Below are 16,770 nucleotides of genomic sequence, written 5' to 3' on the forward strand. Positions count from 1 at the left end.
TGCATTCAGCGCGTCCGCGAGCGGTGCGGTTCTAGCCGCCCAGTGCGGCCGCGAATTCCTGCGGCGTGAGCGAGGTCTCGAAGCTGGGAGTGTCCGCTCCGATCTTCAGCCAAGGCTGCTTGCTGCGGGTCCAGATGTGGATGGCTGGCGCGACGTCGCCGCTGCGATCGAGTGTGTCGACGCGCAGCACGAGCATGCCCGGCAGAGCGGGATTGCGATTGGCGACCCGTGTCAGGCAGGAAGCACATCCGAAATGGTCGGATGGCATCGATTCCTGTCCTTCGGGGAGACGAAACACGTGCACATGATCACCAATAGTGAGCGCATCATCTACTACGATGGCGTGCAGCGCGAACGCACTACCGCTCCAGGTCTGACAGTCGGCGCAGTGACAGGCATAGGACAGCGGCATATCTTCGGATGCCAATTCGTATCGTACCGCACCGCAGCGGCACCCACCTTTCAAACTCATTCAGTTGCCCTTTCACATTCACGCTGCGCGCAGGCAATTCGACGCAAAACAGACTTCTCACGGTCGAATTCGTTAGGTGCCGAGCGTATCGACGGCCCGCATGATACCGTGGGGGAAGCATGGGCATATATTCAACCCGAACGCCTCGGTGAATGCACGAAAGTCCTTTTATACGCGAAACCGAACGCGCTCTGGGAAGAATAGCCGACTTGGCGGGCGACCCGCTCGACACTGGCATGGGTCTGATCAAGCAGCCGCCGCGCAAGCATCATGCGCCACCGCCGACGGTAATCGAGCGGCGGTCGGCCGACACGGCACGGAAAACGTTCCGAAATCGCCGAACGCGACATGCCGACTGCAGACGCAAGGAGCGGATCGATCCCATCGCCACGACGTATGTGCGTAGAGAAGTCGGAGCGCGTTTCCCGTTTGGCGATCTCCCAGCGTGCCGATCGATCCAAGACAGAGCAATCCCGCCGTCGCAATGAAGGCGCGGCCCCCTTCGATCAACAGCAGTTCGGGTGGGGCCACTTGCGAACTGAGGATCATCGGTTAACACGTTACGGTTCGCAATCAGGGCAGGCATCCACAACTACACCGTGTCGCTCCGCGCCGTAGTCAAGGGCCAGGTCGAGGTAATCGAGATCGCCCCGCCGGCGCTCCGCACAACGCTGACCCTTGGCCAGGAGAACAACGGGCGCTTCATGGAGCCCGAGCTGTTCGTCGACCAGGTGATGGAGCTGCTGCAGCGCGACCCGACGCCGGCCGAGGTGCTGGTCGAGGAAGTCGACTCCATGCGCCGCGCCGAGATGGAAGATCGCTTCGAGGAGACTGTTGCCAAGATCAATCTCTTCCTCGCCAACCGCTGATCGAGGGTCTTGGCGCGCGCGCCTGCCCCGCCCCTTCCATCCGGCGCGCGTCCGTTCCCTCCGCCCGGCGATCCGCAATGTGAGCCGGCGGGCTGGCCAATTTGGGATTGAAGCGGGAACACAGACTTCGTCTGTGACGACCTGCCTCCCGAGAATTCTGTCTGAACACGGCGTGATAGTCAGACGTTGACTGTTTCGCTCTTGGGGCGGATGAGGGCTGTCACTGCCTTATCGTTCCTCAGGTGAAACATGGATCTCGTCGCGCTCGCCGATTTCAATCTCGTCGCTCGCCATGGCGGTTTCAGCAAGGCCGCGCGCGAGGCCAACCGGCCCAAGGCCACCCTGTCGCGCCGCGTCGCGGAGTTCGAGGCCGCGTTGGGTCTGCGCCTGTTCGAGCGCGGCGGCCGTGAGCTAAAGCTCACCGAGGAAGGTCGTGCGCTCCACGAGCGCAGCGCGAAGCTGCTGACCGATCTCGACGAGACCGTAACCGCGATCGCGTCGGGCGGCGATACGCCGCGCGGTCACATGAAGATCAGCGCACCGCTGCTGTTCTGCCAGATCGCGATGGGCGAGGTCGCCGCGCGCTTCGCCGCCGCCTACCCGGATGTTCAGCTCGAGATCGTGACAGAGGACCGGGCGGTGAACATGGTTGAGGAGGGGGTCGATCTCGTCCTCCGGATCAACCCCAGTGCCGACGACAACCTCATCGGCCGCGTGGTCCTGCGCGATTACCAGGTCGTCGTCGCGCCGCCGGGTCTCAAGCGGCCGTCCGGACGCAAGAGCGTGCCAGCGATCGTGCGCAGCACCGATTGGAAGCAGACGAGCTGGCGTGTGCGTCATGGCGGGGAAGGTATCGAGACAGTGGCGATCGAACCGATTCTTTCGCTGTCTTCGCTGGTCATGGTTCGCGACGCGTTGCGCGATGCGCAAGCGGCGGCTGCGCTACCCTATTCTCTCGTCCACAACGAGGTCGAGCGCGGCAATCTCGTGATGTGGGGCGAGCTCGATATTCCGGGCACCGAACTGTGGGCGCTCTATCCCTCGCGGCGACTGTTGAGTTCGCGTGTGTCGGCATTCCTCGATCACCTCAAGGCGACCTTTCCGACCGGTTCGGCGGACGATCTGGCGGCTTTCATTCGCTAGGACAATAGGGGTCAAATTCGTCTCGCTGATGGGACGGTGCGTTCAGAACGATGCTCTGCCGCCCGGTATGGCGGAACGCTAGGTTGCTGGCAGTAACCAAGCGAAGGATTTTACACATGAGCATTATCAATCACGAAGAGGCTTTCCGCGACCGCGCCGCCATGCTGGCAATGCGCGCCATGATCGCCGTATCGGGCAGCTTCTCGATCGAGCCGGGTGCTCGCGAAGCCTACGACCAGCTGATTGCGCGGACGAAGATCGCCGAGGATGTCGAGACCGCGCAGGATCAGGTCGGCGGTGTCAGTGGATGGTGGGTCACGCCTGCCGGAACGCGGATCGAGGACGGTGCCATCCTCTACGTGCATGGCGGCGGCTATGTTCTTGGCAGCGCCGAGGCCTATCGCGGGCTCGCCAGCCAGATCGCCACGCGCGCCGGGCGCCCGGTCTTCGTCGTCGACTACGCGCTTGCGCCGGAGAACCCCTTCCCTGCCGCCTATGACGACGTCAGCAACGCCTATGTCGCGCTTGCCGACATGACCGGCGGCAAAGTCGCCCTGATGGGGGATTCCGCGGGCGGCGGCGCGGTGCTTTCGGTCGCGATGAACCGTGCCGAGGGTATCCCTGCGCCGGTCGCCTTAGTCGCCTACTCGCCGTGGGTGGATCCCGCGCTTGAGGGCGAGAGTGTCCAGACCCGAGGCGATGTCGACCCGATCCTCAACGAGGAGACGCTTTCCGGCGCGGCGCGCCAGTATCTGGCAGGGGCCGATCCGCGCGATCCGCGCGTGAACGCGCTGAAGGGCGACTTCGGGAAGCTGCCGCCGGTGCGGATCGATGTCGGCGACGACGAGATCCTGCTCGACGATGCTCTGCGCTTCGAAGCCCTTGCAGGCGAAGCCGGACGGCAGGTCGAGACGCATGTCTGGAAGGGCATGATCCATGTCTTTCCGGCCAATGTCGGCATGCTGAAGGCGTCGGGCCAAGCGCTCGACGGGACCGCCGAGTTCCTGAAGCGTCACTTCTGAAGCGAGATGTGTATTACCCGCGTCTTCTCCGCCTTCGAGCGGTAGAAGGTGCGGGTTCGGCCTTATGTGCGAGGCGCCGGACAGACTTCTGGCGGGCCGTGCGCAACCGCGAGCAATGGTTCGGGATAGGGCGCACGCATCGCGCTGGGCCGCTTTGCGAACATGGCGTACCGCTCCGCGAGCGCATCGCACTCAGGGGAGATCGGGACACCGTACAGCCCATCCGCAAATTGCAGCGGCGCCATCGCGACATAGTCCGACGGGATTGCACCCGTCGGGCACGGACCGCCGGCCCGGTGCCGGCGGCCCTTGCTTCCACTACCAGGGATAGGTCTCTTTGGCCGACCCCGTGAAGGTACCGGTTGGATCTTCGCTGCTGAGAGCGACCCGGACGGCTTCGGCGGCGCCCTGTTCGACGGTCTCGGTGCCCTCGTAATTGTTGAGCGCGGTGCTGGTGAAGCCGGGCGTTACCGCGTTGACCTTGATGCCTTCGTCTTCGAGATCGATCGCAAATGCCACGGTGATGGCATTAAGCGCGGTCTTCGATGCGGCGTAGCCGGGGTTGAAGGTCGCCCGGTAGGGATTGGGGGTGGAATTGATGGTGAGCGAGCCGAGGCTGCTCGACACGTTGACGATACGGGCGGCTTGCGACTTGCGCAGCAGCGGCACGAAGGCCTGGGTTACTGCCAGCACGCCGAAGACATTGGTCTCCCAGATGGTCCGCACCTCGTCCACGGAGATAAGCGTCGCCCGAGAGCGCTGAATGTAGTGCTCCATGGTCTCGCTTTCCTGCCCGTTGGCGCGGGAGATCGCGGCATTGTTGATGAGGATGTCGAGGCGGCCGAACTGATCTTCGACCTGTGCGACGGCGGCATCGATCGAAGCCTGATCCGTCACGTCGAGCTGGATCGGATGGACATTTCCAGAGAGGCCTTGCGCGGCCTTCTGGCCACGTTCGAGGTTGCGCGAGGCGAGCAGCACGGTGAGGCCGTTGGCAGCGAGATCGGTAGCGATCTGAAGTCCGATGCCTTGATTGGCGCCGGTGACGAGGGCGATGCGGGTGTTCTCGGTCATCATGTGATCCTGTTGTTGTTGGACGAACAGGACATGGTCACTGGCTTCTGGACGTCCTATATTTCAACGTCCAAGAAAATTTCGCATGAGTCCAGAATGACAGATCCCCTAGCGCAAATCGTCGGCCTGCTGCGGCCAGGCGCCCCATTCTCGAAATGCGTCACCGGATCGGGCCCATGGCGCGTCAGGCGGACGCAATCGCCCAACCCCTATTATGTCGCGGTGCTCGACGGGAGCTTGCGCTATTGGGACCGAAAAAGCGGGGAGGTCGCGGTCAATGCGGGCGATTTCATTCTCATCCCTTCCGCACAGAACTTCATGATGTGGAGTGCCGTGCCCAGCAGCGACAACGACCTGGTGACAGATCCGGTCATTCTGCCCGGAGGCGGCTATCGCGTTGGCCGCATTGACGGCCCGATCGATATGCGGGCGCTGGTTGGCTACTGCATCTTCCAGTCCGACGATGCGGCCTTGCTGTCGTCGCTGCTGCCTGAACTGGTGGTCGTGCGGGAAGAGCATCGCCTCACCATGCTGATGCAATTGCTGGGCGAAGAGGCTGTCGATAGTAAACCGGGACGCGAAGTGGTGTTGCGGCACTTGCTGGAGGTCCTGCTGATCGAGGCGATGCGGTCGGCCGCGGAGCTCGGCGACGACCCGGGATTGCTGCGCGCCTTGTCGGACGAGCGGCTGAGCGCGGCCATTCGGGCCATGCACGCAGAACCCGGGCGCGGCTGGACAGTGGTGGAACTGGCGCGCGAGGCGGCTCTGTCGAGATCGGGCTTTCACGACCGATTCCAGAGCGCAGTAGGGATGGCGCCGATGGAATACCTGACGGCATGGCGGCTGACGTTGGCGAAGAACCTCTTGCGCAAGCGGGAGCGGAGCGTGAGCGCAATTGCCCGGGAAGTGGGCTACAGCTCGGCAAGCACCTTTAGCGTAGCCTTCACGCGTAGCGTAGGCATGTCCCCGGCGCGTTACGCGCGCCAAGCGGACGCGTCATCGTCAGGCATGGCGGCAGAGGAATTCGAAGGCGCCATCGCCTGACGAGACTTGCACTCTGCATGGCGATTTGGAGCACCTTGGCACGCGCGGAACGCCGGGTGCCCAAGGTCCAACTTCATAAGGTTCCGTGGGTCGTCCGAAGACTACATCGCTCGTGGTCATCGTGACCGATCATATCCGACCGCGCCAGAAGGCGTCCGACCATCACGGACAAAACGGATTCATCTATTACGCCTGGCTGGCCTACGATTGGAAGCACCTCGTGCTGGCACGTCCTTCTTATAGGCGCGCCAAGCGAAACCAGTTTCCGCTTCAAGACAGGTGACGGTCTGCGAAAACAGCAGCGGCGCGCTGATCCGCAACGTTCCACGGGGCTGGTCGCCGCCCGATGCCATGGACCGGGTCGTCTCCTCCACCTCGGCCAGCAACGCGCCCGCGCGTTCAGACAGGGTCTGCCCCTCCTCGGTCAGCTTCAGGTCGCGCCGCCCGCGTTGGAACAAGCGTAGGTCGAGGCTCGCCTCCAGTTCGGCCACGCGCCGCGACAGCGTTGCCTTGGGGCAGTTCGCAGCACGGGCGGCTTTGCCGAAGCCCCCATGTCGCGCGACCAGTGTAAAGTCGGCAAGTGCCATCAAATCTATAAGTGTTCCATCTGTGAGACGGTGCGTCTCGATTGCGCGACTAGTGGACCGCATATGGATCGGTCACTTTCTCCTCGTCAACAACGCAAATCCGAGGAGACACTATCGTGACCATTCTTGTTACCGGAGCCACCGGCCGCGTCGGCCGCCATGTCGTCGATCAACTGGTGCAGCGTGGCGCACCCGTTCGCGTGCTGACCCGCGATCCCGCGAGGGCCGACTTCCCAGAGCGCGTAGAGGTGGCCGGGGGCGACCTGCTCGATCTCGATGCACTGCGTTCGGCCATGTCGGGCGTATCGACGCTGTTTCTGCTCAACGCCGTTACCGGCGACGAGTTTACGCAAGCGCTCGTCGCGCTGAACGTCGCCCGGGAGATGGGGATCGACCGGATCGTCTATCTCTCGGTCTTCGATGCCGAGGGCGCCGTGAACGTGCCGCACTTTGCGGTGAAGCGCGGGGCGGAGCGGATGTTGGAGCAGATGGGTTTCGGCGCCACGATCCTGCGACCGACCTATTTCATCGACAACGAGGTTATGGTGAAGGACGTGATCGCAAACCACGGCGTCTATCCGATGCCGATCGGTAGCAAGGGCGTCGCCATGGTCGATGCCCGCGACATTGCCGAAATCGCGGCGATCGAACTGGTTCGCCGCCACGAAGCGGATGGCCCGTTGCCGATCGAGACGATCAACGTGGTCGGCCCCGAAACCCTGACCGGCGAAGGCGTTGCCGCCATCTGGTCCGACGTCCTGGGCCGTCCGATCGCCTATGGCGGGGACGATCCCAGCGGGTTCGAGGAGAATATGGCCGGCTTCATGCCGGCCTGGCAGGCATATGAAATGCGCCTGATGGCCGAGCGTTACGTAAGTCACGGGATGATCCCCGAGCGCGGCGATACTGACCGCCTGACCGCAATCCTCGGCCGCTCCCTGCATAATTATCGTGAGACCGCCGAAGCGCTGGCGGCCTGACCCCCCGAGACCAATTGAAAGGAATCCCAATGTCCACGATACTCATCACCGGTTGTTCGTCAGGCTTCGGCCTGGCGAGCGCCACCCTCTTCGCAAATCGCGGTTGGAACGTTGTCGCCACGATGCGCGAACCACGCGAGAATGTTCTGCCGCCATCCGACCGCACCCGGGTGGTCACGCTCGACGTCACCGATCCGCAGAGTATTGCGCAGGCGGTCGACGCGGCGGGACCGATCGATGCACTGGTCAACAATGCCGGGATCGGATTGCTCGGTGCCGTAGAAGGCACGCCGATCCCGGTCGCGCGCGAGCTGTTCGAAACGAACACGTTGGGGACGATCGCGATGACGCAGGCCGTCCTGCCACAGATGCGGGAGCGCGGGGGCGGTGCGATCGTGAACGTCACCTCCTCGGTGACCTACGCCCCGCTGCCGCTGCTTTCCATCTACACTGCGAGCAAGGCGGCAGTGAATGCGTGGAGCGAGAGCGTTGCGATCGAGCTGGAACCCTTCGGCATTCGCATTCGCACCGTTCTACCGGGCCGTGCACCGGGCACCAGCTTCACCGCCAATGCGAGCGACCGCATGGATGGGGCCATTCCCGAACCCTACGCCCCGCTTGCCGAACGCGTCTTCGCAGGATGGCAGTCCGACACCGGGCCAGTCACATCGGCCGATGATGTCGCGGAAGCGGTGTGGCTAGCTGTTACCGATAATCGTGCGTCAACCCATATACCTGCGGGTGCGGACGCTATAGCGCTAGCGCAAGCCCGTTGACAAAAGTGCTGGCGACCGGTGCAGCCGCCAGCAAGTTTCTTTGCACTCAACAGCTTGGAAGGGGTCAGTTCTTCAATCTGTTCGCGGACACTTCAATTCGTTTGGATTGTAGAAGCTCTTACCGTCCTGGGCAATTATTGGGCCGTATGCAGACAGTCCGCTAATGGCTGAAATTTGTGAACAGCTGCCATTCCGCTCACGCCCCTATCTCGACCGTCCGACCTCGCCGGGCAGATGCCCCAAAGCGGCCGACCGAGGGTCCACGGCCGACCGCCCATTTAGTCAGATTTCAGTGCGCTCTGCTAGAAGAAGGGCGTCTTCGACATCGACGCCGAGATAGCGGACCGTGTTTTCGATCTTCGTGTGACCCAGCAGAATCTGGATCGCACGAATGTTGCCGGTTGCCCGATAAATCATCGCGGCTTTTGTCCGCCGAAGCGAGTGCGTTCCGTATTCGGACTTTCGAAGACCGATCGCAGTCACCCATTCATCGACGAGGCGGGCATACTGGCGCGTGCTCATATGCCCGGCATGATCGACCCTGCTAGGGAAGAGGTAATCGCCTGTCGAACCACCCCGTCGTTCCAGCCAAGCTAATAACGTCGCTCGCACATCGGCGGTGAGTTCGAACTGTACTGGTCTATTGGTCTTCTGCTGGATGACGGTCGCGCGATTGCGGATGTCACAGCCGGCGACGACGTCGCCAATCTTGATCTTCACCAAATCGCAGCCGCGCAGCTTACTGTCGATGGCGAGATCGAAGAGCGCCCTATCCCTCAACCGGCCTTCTCGATCGAGGTGAAAGCGGATCGCCCATATCTGTTTTTGCGTTAGCGGACGCTTGGTCCCGACATTTTTGCCAGCGTTCCAAGCCACGCGTCTCTGCGTGGCATGATCAAATCGTGAGTATCCCATTGTCTTTCTCCTTGGCCCTCAATGGCGAAGGGAAGAGCAACCGAAGAATATGAAAATCTCGGCCGTAAGCAGACCACCCGGTGTGCCGCTCACCTCGGATCAAATTAGTCTCGCAAACCTTGGGTTACGGCTACGCGATAGCCAACGCCGGGTTCGTTCACGATCAACCTCGGGTTACTCGCATCCTGCTCCATCTTCCGTCGAAGGGACCGGATCGCGACCCGCAGGTAGTCCAAGTCCTGGCGGTGCGCGGGCCCCCAGACCGTTTCTAGCAGGCTCTCATGCGTGACTACGCGTCCCGGGCGGTCGGCCAGCGCCCAGAGCAGATTGAACTCGCGCGGCGTCAGTTCGGCTTTCTCGCCCCGTATCGTGACGGCATGCGCCTCGCGGTCGATAGTGCCATCGGCGAATTCCCGCGAAGCGCTGTCGGCGAGCGGGCCTGCCTTACGCCGCAGCGCGGACCGAACCCGGGCGAGCAACTCCTCGCTGTCGAACGGCTTAGTGACGAAATCATCGGCACCCAGATCGAGCGCAGCGACTTTCTCTTCGGTGGCGTCGCGCGCGGTCAGGACGATGACCGCGAGGCCCAGCGAGGCAAGCTGCGGGACGATCTCCAGCCCGTCCCGATCAGGCAGGCCGAGGTCGAGCAGCGCCACCAACGGTGCCGGCTGAGCCTTTGCGAGCCGCAATGCCTCCCCCGCATTCGCCGCCTCGGCATGGCTAATGCCGCTGCGGTCGAGCGCGCTGGTGAGCAAACGCCGGATCGCGGGCTCGTCGTCGATGATCAGCACGTCGCTACGCATCGTCGGCGGTCTCCTCGGAGACGATCGTAGCCTGTGGCAGCGCGATCGCGAACACTGCGCCGCCGCCCTCGCGATTTTGCGCCGCAATGGAGCCACCCACCGCCTCGATGAAGTTCTTCGCGATCCATAGGCCAAGGCCAGAACCGCCCACGCGATCGGTTCCTTCGAGCCGCTCGAACCGATCAAACAGCGCGGCAGCGTCGGGCGGGAGGCCCGGCCCCCGGTCAAGCACTCGCAACGCCACGTCATCGTCCCTGCAGTCGAGCTCGAGCAAAACCTTGCTCGACGGCGGCGAGAATTTGAGCGCGTTGTCGATCAGGTTGATCAGCACATGGCGGACAAGCAGGGCGTCGGTGCGCACCAGCGGCCAATCGGCATCGATTGCGGTCTCGACCCGCGTATCGGGGCCGGTCTGCCGCAGATCGCGCAGGACTGCGGCGATCACGTCGGTCATGTCCACGCTCTCCATGCTGGGCCGGATCGTGCCATGCTCGATCCGCGAGGCTTCGAGCAGATCGTTCAGGAAACGCTGCAACCGGCGCGATTCGTCGCGCGCGATCAGCACTTCGCTGGCAAACGATCCCTCGGACGGGATCGCCTCGGTCGCCGCGATCACTGCGGTGAGCGGCGTGCGCAGATCGTGGGCGATGCTGCCGAGCAGGGCTCCGCGAAGCTGGTCGCGCTGCTCCAGAGCATCGACCTCGCGCGCCCGCGCTTCCAGCACGAGCCGCTCGTGCGCCAAGGCGGTCTGATCAACCAGCGAGGCGAGCAGCGTCGCGTCGTCGGGGCGGATCACGCGCTGCTGCGACGGCCGCGCGATGCCTAGCACCCCCATCATGCCGAGCGCAGTCCTCAACGGGTGGAATTGCCAGTCGGCTGCGTTCAGGGTGCCGGTGTCTCGCCCGGCAGGCTCGCCGTTTTCAAACGTCCACTTCGCCGCAGCCTGATCGACCATATCGAGTTCGCGGTAGTGCTCGTTCCCGCGCACCACCAGCCGGTCATCCTCGATCGAAACGATGATCGCCTCCACATCGAGCAGGCCGCCGATCTCGCTGCACGCGACCCGTGCAGTCTCATCCCTGTCGGAAAGCCCGCCCATCAGCCCGGCGAAGCGCGCCAGCGAGGCGTTGAGCCGGGCAACCCCCGCGCTAGTCTGCGCTTGGCGGCGCACTCGCCCGGCCAGCGCGCCCACAATGCTCGCCACCAGCGCCAGCACGCCAAAGGTGATGACGTCGGCGGGGCTGTAGATCGTGAGCGTGTGATAGGGCTCGGTGAAGAAGAAGTTGAACGCCAGCGCCGCCCAGACCGCCGACCAGATGGCCCCGCCCATGCGCAGAAGTGTGGCGGAGAATATCACCGGCAGCAGCAACAGCAGATCAACCGCGCTCGGCGAGATCCACGGCAGGGCCAGCTCGATCAGTCCGACGGTCGCGCCCACGAGAACCAGCGCCAGCATGGGATCGCGATAAGGATGCGGATCGGCGGCTCGCTGCGGCTTTTCATCCGCTTCGTCGACGGGAACGACGTGGACCGAAACGCCTTTGGCTTTACGGATGACTTCCTGCGCGATCGAGCCGTGGCGCCACTCGAACCAGCGACTGCGACGGCTCTTGCCGATCACGATCTGGCTCGCCCGCAATTCGCGTGCCTGATCGACCAGCGCTTGGCCCACATCGGTCGCCGCGACCGTCATCAGCGAGGCGCCGAGCGACGATGCGAGCGCGAGATTGTCCGCCAGTTGCTCGCGCTGCGCGCCGTAGACCGCGCGCGCGCTGCCACTTTCGATCACCACCGCAGTCCAAGGCGCATGCAGCATGTCGGCAAGGCGCTTGGCCTCGCGCACCACGCGAGCTCCGCCCTTACCGGGGCTTACCGCGACCATCAGCCGGTCGCCGGAAACGAAACCGCCCCCTTCACCGCTGAGTTCGAGTTGGTCGCTCAGCCGCCGGTCGACATTGCTCGCGGCATAGCGCAGCGCGAGCTCGCGCAAGGCGGCCAGCTTCGTGGGCGTAAAGAAGTTGGACAATGCGCGTCCGGCGGTTTCGGGCAGGTAGATCTTTCCCGCCTCGAGCCGTTCGATCAGTGCCTCGGGCGGCAGATCGACGGCGATGATTTCGGCATTCTCAAGGATGTTGTCGGGCACCGTCTCGCGGACGCGGACGTGTGTCACACCGGCCACGATATCGTTGAGGCTCTCGAGATGCTGGATATTGATGGTGGTCGCGACGTCGATGCCCGAGACGAGCAGTTCGGCGACATCCTGCCAGCGCTTGGGATGACGGCAACCGGGCGCGTTGGTGTGCGCAAGCTCGTCGACAAGGATGAGCTGCGGCCGCCGCTCCAGCGCGGCATCGATGTCGAACTCCTCCAGCCGATGGCCCTCGTGGTCGTAATGTCGGCGCGGCATCACCTCCAGCGGCTCGAGCAAGAGCGCGGTCTCGCTGCGGCCATGGGTTTCGGCGACCCCCACGACCACATCGACGCCCTCGGCCTGCCGCCGCGCCGCATCCTGCAGCATGCGGTAGGTCTTGCCGACGCCGGGTGCCGCGCCGAGATAGACCGTCAGGCGACCGCGCTCCTCGGCGCGGACCAGCCGCATGAAACGTTCGGCATCGTTGCTGGGCTGCTGGTCGACCATTGTTCGCCTCGCCTATTCTTCCAGCCGGTCGAGCGCCAGATTGAGTTGCAACACGTTCACGATACGCTCGGGTGCGAAGATCGCGCCCGGCGCGGCGGCCTCCTGCTCGATCAGGTCGCGCACCCGAGCCGGATCGAGCCCGCGCGCAGCTGCGACCCGGTTGGCCTGGTAGAGTGCCCCGTCGAGCGAGATGTGCGGGTCGAGCCCGCCGCCCGATGCCGCCACCAGGTCCGCCGGAACCGGGTTCCCGGCAGTTGCGCCGTAGCGGGCAACCGTCTCTGCGGCGCGCGCGGCGAGGTCCGCGCTGGTCGGCGACAGGTTGCTCCCTGCCGCGGCCATGCCGTCGTAATCGGCGGCCGAGGGGCGCGGCCAGAAATAGCGCGGGCTGCTGAAGTCCTGCGCAATCAGTTCGCTGCCCACGGCCTGGCCGTCCACCTCTAAGATCGAACCGTTGGCCTGGTAGGGGGCGACCGTCTGGGCGAAGGCGAGCATCAGGCCCGCGTAGCCGATGACGCAGACGAGGATCGTCACCAGCCACAGGCGGAGCGAGGGAAGAAGATAATTCATCGTTTCGTATCCTTGTCCGGTGCTGGTTTCAGCGCATGAAGGTGAGGTGTTCGGCAATGGGGCCGAGCGCCGCAGCGGGGAAGAAGGTCAGCGCGCCGAAGATCAGGATGGTGATGAACAGCATCACGCCAAATGTGCTGCTCTCCACGCTCAGCGTGCCCGCGCTTTCCGCGCTGCGGCGCTTGGCCATCAGCGAGCCGACGATGGCGAGCGGGACAATGATCGGCAGGTAGCGGCCGATCAGCATCACGAGGCCCGTGGCGATGTTCCACGGCACGGTGTTGTCGCCGAGCCCCTCGAACCCCGAGCCGTTGTTGGCGGCAGCCGAGCTGAACTCGTAGAGGATTTCGGAGAAGCCGTGCGCGCCGACATTGTTGAGCGTGTCCTTCCCCCAGGCGGTCGCCGCGAACAGCGCCGTGCCGCCGAGGATCAGCACCGGGTGACTAATCAGCGCCAGCACGGCGAGCCGCATCTCGCGCCCTTCGACCCGGTGACCGAGATACTCCGGCGTTCGTCCCACCATCATGCCCGCGACGAACACCGCGACGACAATGTAGAGGAACATGTTGATCATGCCGACGCCGACGCCGCCAAAGGTTTCGTTGAGCCACATGCCCGCCATCGGGACGAGGCCGGTCAGCGGGTTGAGGCTGTCGTGCATCGCACCGACCGAACCATTGCTGGTCGAGGTGGTCAGCACTGCCCAAAGCGGGCCGGTGGTGGCACCAAGCCGCAGTTCCTTGCCTTCGAGGTTGCCGACGTCCTGCGCCACCGGCAGGTCCATGAAGGCCTGCGTGGGGGCGGTCTCGAAGCCGACCGACGCGACGAGCTTGATCAGTAGCAGCGCCGCCATCACACCGAATACGACCATGGCATGTTTGGGCCTGCCGATGATCCGGCCAAACATCCACACGCACGCCATCGGGATCAGGATGATCGCAACCATCTGGAACGCGTTCGACCAGAAGGTCGGGTTTTCCAGCGGGTGGGTCGAATTGGGGCCGAAGAAGCCGCCGCCATTGGTGCCCAGCTGCTTGATCGCCACGAAGGCGGCGGCCGGCCCGCGCGAGATGGTCTGCGCCACGCCTTCGAGCGTGGTGACCTGCGCCGCACCCTGCAGGGTCATCGGCACACCGTTCAAGGCGATCACCGCCGCGACGATGATCGCCAGCGGCAGCAGCACGCAGAATGAGGCGCGCTGCACGTCTACGAAGAAGTTACCCATCGTGGTCTTACCGCCGATGCCCCGCGCCAATGCAGCCAGCGCGGCAATACCGGTCGCCGCAGAGACGAACTGCAGCCACATCAACCCGCCGATCTGGGCTAGGTAGCTCCAGGTGCTCTCGCCCGAATAGTGCTGCAGGTTGGTGTTGGTGGTAAAACTGGCCGCAGTGTTGAACACGAGGTCCAGCGTGGCCGCGCCTTGGCCGTCGGGGTTGAACGGCAGCATGTGCTGCGTCGCCAGGAGCGTGAAGACGAAGGCGAACATCACGATGTTGAAGGCGATCAGGGCAAGCGAATACTGCTTCCAGTCCTGCTCGGGCGCGCCGCCGACCGTGCGGGCGAACAGTCCGTCAGCGCTTGCGAAACGGCCCGAGAAGAGCCCGGCCATATATTTGCCGAGCGGCCACGCCAGCAGCGCTGTGCCGCCGACGATCAGAATGATGGTGAGAATGGCGGAAAGCATGGAAATGTCCTTTCGCGGGCTTACGCGAGGCCGAGGCCGGCAACGGCGAGATCGATGAGTTTGATGCCGACGAAGGGGGCGATCACGCCGCCGACGCCGTAGATGCCGAGATTGCGCAGCAGCTGGCTGGCGGCGGGCATCGGGCGATACGCGACACCCTTCAGCGCCAATGGCACGAGCAGCGGGATGATGATCGCGTTGAAGATGATCGCCGAGAGGATCGCGCTCTGGGGGCTCGCCAGCCCCATCACGTTGAGCGCACCGAGCGCGGGGTAGAGCACCACGAAGATCGCGGGGAGGATGGCGAAATACTTCGCGACGTCGTTGGCGATCGAGAAGGTGGTGAGGCTGCCGCGCGTCATCAGCAGCTGCTTGCCAATGCCGACGACCTCGATCAGCTTGGTTGGGTCGCTGTCGAGATCGACCATGTTGCCCGCCTCCCGGGCGGCCTGCGTGCCAGTGTTCATCGCCACGCCGACATCGGACTGTGCGAGCGCAGGCGCATCGTTGGTTCCGTCGCCACACATGGCGACCAACTTGCCCTCGGCCTGTTCTTTGCGGATATAGGCGAGCTTGTCTTCGGGCGTCGCCTCGGCGAGGAAGTCGTCGACGCCAGCCTCGGCGGCAATGGCCGCAGCGGTCAGCGGGTTGTCGCCGGTGATCATCACCGTGCGGATCCCCATCCGGCGCAGTTCGACGAACCGCTCGCGAATTCCCGCCTTGATGATGTCCTTCAGATGGATTGCACCGAGCAGGCGGCCGTTCTCGACCACGGCGAGCGGCGTGCCTCCGGCCTGCGCGATCCGATCGGTGATCTTCTTCAGCGCCAGCGCGATGTCTTCGGGATAGTCGCCAAGCTTGAGGACCGCATCGACCGCGCCCTTGCGGATGCTGCGGCCAGGCAAGTCGACCCCGCTCACGCGGGTCTGCGCGGTGAAGGCGACCGGTTCCGCATAGCCCGGCAGCACTTCCTCGCCCCCCGCCAGCGCAACGATCGAGCGACCCTCAGGGGTCGTGTCGGCGAGGCTGGAAAGACGCGCCGCCTCGATCAGGTCGGTCTCGGCGATACCGGGCAGGGTCACAAACTCGCTCGCCTGCCGGTCGCCGATCGTGATCGTCCCCGTCTTGTCGAGCAGCAGCGTGCCGACATCGCCTGCCGCCTCGACAGCGCGGCCCGACTTGGCGAGCACGTTGAAACGGATCAGCCGGTCCATCCCGGCAATGCCAATCGCTGAGAGAAGTGCCGAGATGGTCGTCGGGATCAGCGCCACGAACAGTGCGATCAGTACCGGCACGGCAATCACGCCCCCGGCGAACTGCGCAAACGCTGGCAGCGTGCCGACCGCGACGAGGAAGATCAGCGTGAGGCCCGTCAGCAGGATCGTGAGCGCGATCTCGTTCGGCGTCTTCTGCCGGCTCGCGCCTTCGACCAGGGCGATCATCCGGTCGAGGAAGCCGCTGCCCGGCTCGGCGGTCACCTTCACCCGGATTTCGTCCGAGATCACGGTCGTCCCCGCGGTCACCGCTGATCGGTCACCGCCCGCCTCGCGGATCACCGGCGCGCTTTCGCCGGTGATCGCCGCTTCGTTGACCGACGCGACTCCGGCGACAACTTCGCCATCGGCGGGGATCTGCTGACCCTCGCAGACCAGCACGATGTCACCGTAGCGCAGCTGCGTCGCGGGGATCTTCTCGGTGTCGCCGTTCTTTCCGACCCTGAGCGCCACCAGGCTCTCCTTGGTGTCGCGCAGCGCCCTCGCCTGCGCCTTGCCGCGCCCTTCGGCGAGCGCCTCGGCGAAATTGCCGAATAGCACGGTCAGCCACAGCCAGAAGACCAACTGGGCCTGGAAGCCGATATCCTCGGCCCCGGTGGCAATCCCCCGCAGCAGGATTACCGTCGCAGTTGCCGCGACGATCGCGGTGACGAACATTACCGGGTTGCGCACCAGCGTGCGCGGATCGAGCTTCACGAAGGAGTCGCGGATCGCGGGGACGACAAGCTCTCGCTGGAAGAGCCCCGTCTGGCTTGAGGTAACGCGCGCCATCAGAAGCGCTCCGGCCGCAGGAGGACTGTGGTAAGGTAGCCCAGCAGCCCGAGCGCCACGAGCCCCACGAGAATGAGATCGAATGTCATGCGAAACAGCTCCCTTGTTCGGCAGCTGCTCTGGACTTCGCGCGCATGAAAATTCGCCG

At 64.3% G+C, this 16,770-nt stretch carries 18 protein-coding genes; 7 read left to right on the forward strand and 11 right to left on the reverse strand.

What is annotated here, in order from left to right; translation table 11 throughout:
* Nucleotides 1-31: 31 nt before the first annotated feature.
* Nucleotides 32-412: a GFA family protein gene (locus tag DL238_RS13315; protein WP_234031153.1), complete on the reverse strand. Its 381-nt coding sequence runs from the start codon at nt 410-412 to the stop codon at nt 32-34.
* Here DL238_RS13315 and DL238_RS16405 point away from each other — a divergent pair.
* Entirely contained in the window at nt 305-676 is a 372-nt protein-coding gene (locus DL238_RS16405) for a hypothetical protein (RefSeq protein WP_234031155.1), read from the forward strand. The genes DL238_RS13315 and DL238_RS16405 overlap by 108 nt on opposite strands.
* Here DL238_RS16405 and DL238_RS16600 read toward each other — a convergent pair.
* Nucleotides 604-822, reverse strand: coding sequence for a helix-turn-helix domain-containing protein (locus tag DL238_RS16600; RefSeq protein ID WP_115492951.1), 219 nt, complete (start codon nt 820-822; stop codon nt 604-606). The genes DL238_RS16405 and DL238_RS16600 overlap by 73 nt on opposite strands.
* 249 nt (nt 823-1,071) lie before the next feature.
* On the opposite strand from DL238_RS16600, the gene DL238_RS13325 reads away from it, so the two are divergent.
* The 3 genes from DL238_RS13325 to DL238_RS13335 all read left to right on the forward strand — a co-directional run bounded on the left by DL238_RS13325 (nt 1,072) and on the right by DL238_RS13335 (nt 3,506).
* Entirely contained in the window at nt 1,072-1,341 is a 270-nt protein-coding gene (locus tag DL238_RS13325) for a hypothetical protein (RefSeq protein ID WP_115492952.1), read from the forward strand.
* A gap of 249 nt (nt 1,342-1,590) precedes the next feature.
* Nucleotides 1,591-2,484, forward strand: a complete 894-nt coding sequence (locus DL238_RS13330; RefSeq protein ID WP_115492953.1) for a LysR family transcriptional regulator — start codon at nt 1,591-1,593, stop codon at nt 2,482-2,484.
* A gap of 116 nt (nt 2,485-2,600) precedes the next feature.
* Nucleotides 2,601-3,506 carry an alpha/beta hydrolase gene (locus DL238_RS13335; RefSeq protein ID WP_181883957.1) on the forward strand — a complete coding sequence of 302 codons (906 nt, stop codon included), beginning with the start codon at nt 2,601-2,603 and terminating at the stop codon, nt 3,504-3,506.
* A gap of 318 nt (nt 3,507-3,824) precedes the next feature.
* Here the strand turns inward: DL238_RS13335 and DL238_RS13340 are convergent, their stop codons facing one another.
* Nucleotides 3,825-4,580, reverse strand: coding sequence for an SDR family NAD(P)-dependent oxidoreductase (locus DL238_RS13340; protein WP_115493373.1), 756 nt, complete (start codon nt 4,578-4,580; stop codon nt 3,825-3,827).
* A gap of 3 nt (nt 4,581-4,583) precedes the next feature.
* Here DL238_RS13340 and DL238_RS13345 point away from each other — a divergent pair, with 3 nt between their 5' ends.
* Nucleotides 4,584-5,624 carry an AraC family transcriptional regulator gene (locus DL238_RS13345; RefSeq protein ID WP_234031109.1) on the forward strand — a complete coding sequence of 347 codons (1,041 nt, stop codon included), beginning with the start codon at nt 4,584-4,586 and terminating at the stop codon, nt 5,622-5,624.
* Between the two features lie 179 nt (nt 5,625-5,803).
* On the opposite strand, the gene DL238_RS13350 is transcribed toward DL238_RS13345, so the two are convergent.
* A complete protein-coding gene (locus tag DL238_RS13350) occupies nt 5,804-6,211 on the reverse strand; it encodes a LysR family transcriptional regulator (RefSeq protein ID WP_234031110.1) in 408 nt (135 codons plus the stop codon).
* 116 nt (nt 6,212-6,327) lie between these two features.
* On the opposite strand from DL238_RS13350, the gene DL238_RS13355 reads away from it, so the two are divergent.
* Together DL238_RS13355 and DL238_RS13360 are read left to right on the forward strand one after the other, a co-directional pair.
* On the forward strand, nt 6,328-7,191 hold the full coding sequence (locus tag DL238_RS13355) for an SDR family oxidoreductase (protein WP_115492955.1): 864 nt from the start codon (nt 6,328-6,330) through the stop codon (nt 7,189-7,191).
* A gap of 29 nt (nt 7,192-7,220) precedes the next feature.
* A complete protein-coding gene (locus DL238_RS13360) occupies nt 7,221-7,967 on the forward strand; it encodes an SDR family oxidoreductase (RefSeq protein WP_115492956.1) in 747 nt (248 codons plus the stop codon).
* 282 nt (nt 7,968-8,249) lie between these two features.
* Here DL238_RS13360 and DL238_RS13365 read toward each other — a convergent pair whose 3' ends face one another.
* From DL238_RS13365 to kdpF, 7 genes are all read right to left on the reverse strand, one after another.
* Entirely contained in the window at nt 8,250-8,882 is a 633-nt protein-coding gene (locus DL238_RS13365; RefSeq protein WP_115492957.1) for a tyrosine-type recombinase/integrase, read from the reverse strand.
* A 104-nt stretch (nt 8,883-8,986) separates the two neighbouring features.
* On the reverse strand, nt 8,987-9,685 hold the full coding sequence (locus tag DL238_RS13370; protein WP_115492958.1) for a response regulator transcription factor: 699 nt from the start codon (nt 9,683-9,685) through the stop codon (nt 8,987-8,989).
* Nucleotides 9,678-12,323 (reverse strand): sensor histidine kinase, encoded by a 2,646-nt coding sequence (locus tag DL238_RS13375; RefSeq protein WP_234031111.1) that lies wholly within the window; start codon nt 12,321-12,323, stop codon nt 9,678-9,680. The genes DL238_RS13370 and DL238_RS13375 overlap by 8 nt, the downstream gene beginning before the upstream one ends.
* Before the next feature lie 12 nt (nt 12,324-12,335).
* Complete coding sequence (gene kdpC, locus DL238_RS13380; RefSeq protein ID WP_115492959.1) at nt 12,336-12,890, reverse strand: potassium-transporting ATPase subunit KdpC; 555 nt, start codon at nt 12,888-12,890, stop codon at nt 12,336-12,338.
* 28 nt (nt 12,891-12,918) lie between these two features.
* Nucleotides 12,919-14,577, reverse strand: coding sequence for a potassium-transporting ATPase subunit KdpA (gene kdpA, locus DL238_RS13385; RefSeq protein ID WP_181883958.1), 1,659 nt, complete (start codon nt 14,575-14,577; stop codon nt 12,919-12,921).
* A 20-nt stretch (nt 14,578-14,597) separates the two neighbouring features.
* Nucleotides 14,598-16,622 carry a potassium-transporting ATPase subunit KdpB gene (gene kdpB, locus DL238_RS13390; RefSeq protein WP_115492960.1) on the reverse strand — a complete coding sequence of 675 codons (2,025 nt, stop codon included), beginning with the start codon at nt 16,620-16,622 and terminating at the stop codon, nt 14,598-14,600.
* Nucleotides 16,622-16,711, reverse strand: coding sequence for a K(+)-transporting ATPase subunit F (kdpF, locus tag DL238_RS13395; protein WP_115492961.1), 90 nt, complete (start codon nt 16,709-16,711; stop codon nt 16,622-16,624). Before kdpF ends, kdpB begins: the two co-directional genes overlap by 1 nt.
* Nucleotides 16,712-16,770 lie beyond the last annotated feature (59 nt).

Origin of the sequence: Alteriqipengyuania lutimaris, from assembly GCF_003363135.1 — a bacterium.
Lineage (GTDB): Bacteria > Pseudomonadota > Alphaproteobacteria > Sphingomonadales > Sphingomonadaceae > Alteriqipengyuania > Alteriqipengyuania lutimaris.

What these genes read in the sequence shown, in the direction of transcription:
- DL238_RS13365 (WP_115492957.1), bottom strand. Translation starts at nt 8,882, where the DNA reads ATGGGATACTCACGATTTGATCATGCCACGCAGAGACGCGTGGCTTGG.
- DL238_RS16600 (WP_115492951.1), bottom strand. Translation starts at nt 822, where the DNA reads ATGTCGCGTTCGGCGATTTCGGAACGTTTTCCGTGCCGTGTCGGCCGA.
- DL238_RS16405 (WP_234031155.1), top strand. Translation starts at nt 305, where the DNA reads ATGATCACCAATAGTGAGCGCATCATCTACTACGATGGCGTGCAGCGC.
- DL238_RS13350 (WP_234031110.1), bottom strand. Translation starts at nt 6,211, where the DNA reads ATGGCACTTGCCGACTTTACACTGGTCGCGCGACATGGGGGCTTCGGC.
- DL238_RS13315 (WP_234031153.1), bottom strand. Translation starts at nt 412, where the DNA reads ATGCCGCTGTCCTATGCCTGTCACTGCGCCGACTGTCAGACCTGGAGC.
- kdpC (WP_115492959.1), bottom strand. Translation starts at nt 12,890, where the DNA reads ATGAATTATCTTCTTCCCTCGCTCCGCCTGTGGCTGGTGACGATCCTC.
- kdpB (WP_115492960.1), bottom strand. Translation starts at nt 16,622, where the DNA reads ATGGCGCGCGTTACCTCAAGCCAGACGGGGCTCTTCCAGCGAGAGCTT.
- kdpF (WP_115492961.1), bottom strand. Translation starts at nt 16,711, where the DNA reads ATGACATTCGATCTCATTCTCGTGGGGCTCGTGGCGCTCGGGCTGCTG.
- DL238_RS13340 (WP_115493373.1), bottom strand. Translation starts at nt 4,580, where the DNA reads ATGACCGAGAACACCCGCATCGCCCTCGTCACCGGCGCCAATCAAGGC.
- DL238_RS13370 (WP_115492958.1), bottom strand. Translation starts at nt 9,685, where the DNA reads ATGCGTAGCGACGTGCTGATCATCGACGACGAGCCCGCGATCCGGCGT.
- DL238_RS13360 (WP_115492956.1), top strand. Translation starts at nt 7,221, where the DNA reads ATGTCCACGATACTCATCACCGGTTGTTCGTCAGGCTTCGGCCTGGCG.
- DL238_RS13330 (WP_115492953.1), top strand. Translation starts at nt 1,591, where the DNA reads ATGGATCTCGTCGCGCTCGCCGATTTCAATCTCGTCGCTCGCCATGGC.
- DL238_RS13375 (WP_234031111.1), bottom strand. Translation starts at nt 12,323, where the DNA reads ATGGTCGACCAGCAGCCCAGCAACGATGCCGAACGTTTCATGCGGCTG.
- kdpA (WP_181883958.1), bottom strand. Translation starts at nt 14,577, where the DNA reads ATGCTTTCCGCCATTCTCACCATCATTCTGATCGTCGGCGGCACAGCG.
- DL238_RS13335 (WP_181883957.1), top strand. Translation starts at nt 2,601, where the DNA reads ATGAGCATTATCAATCACGAAGAGGCTTTCCGCGACCGCGCCGCCATG.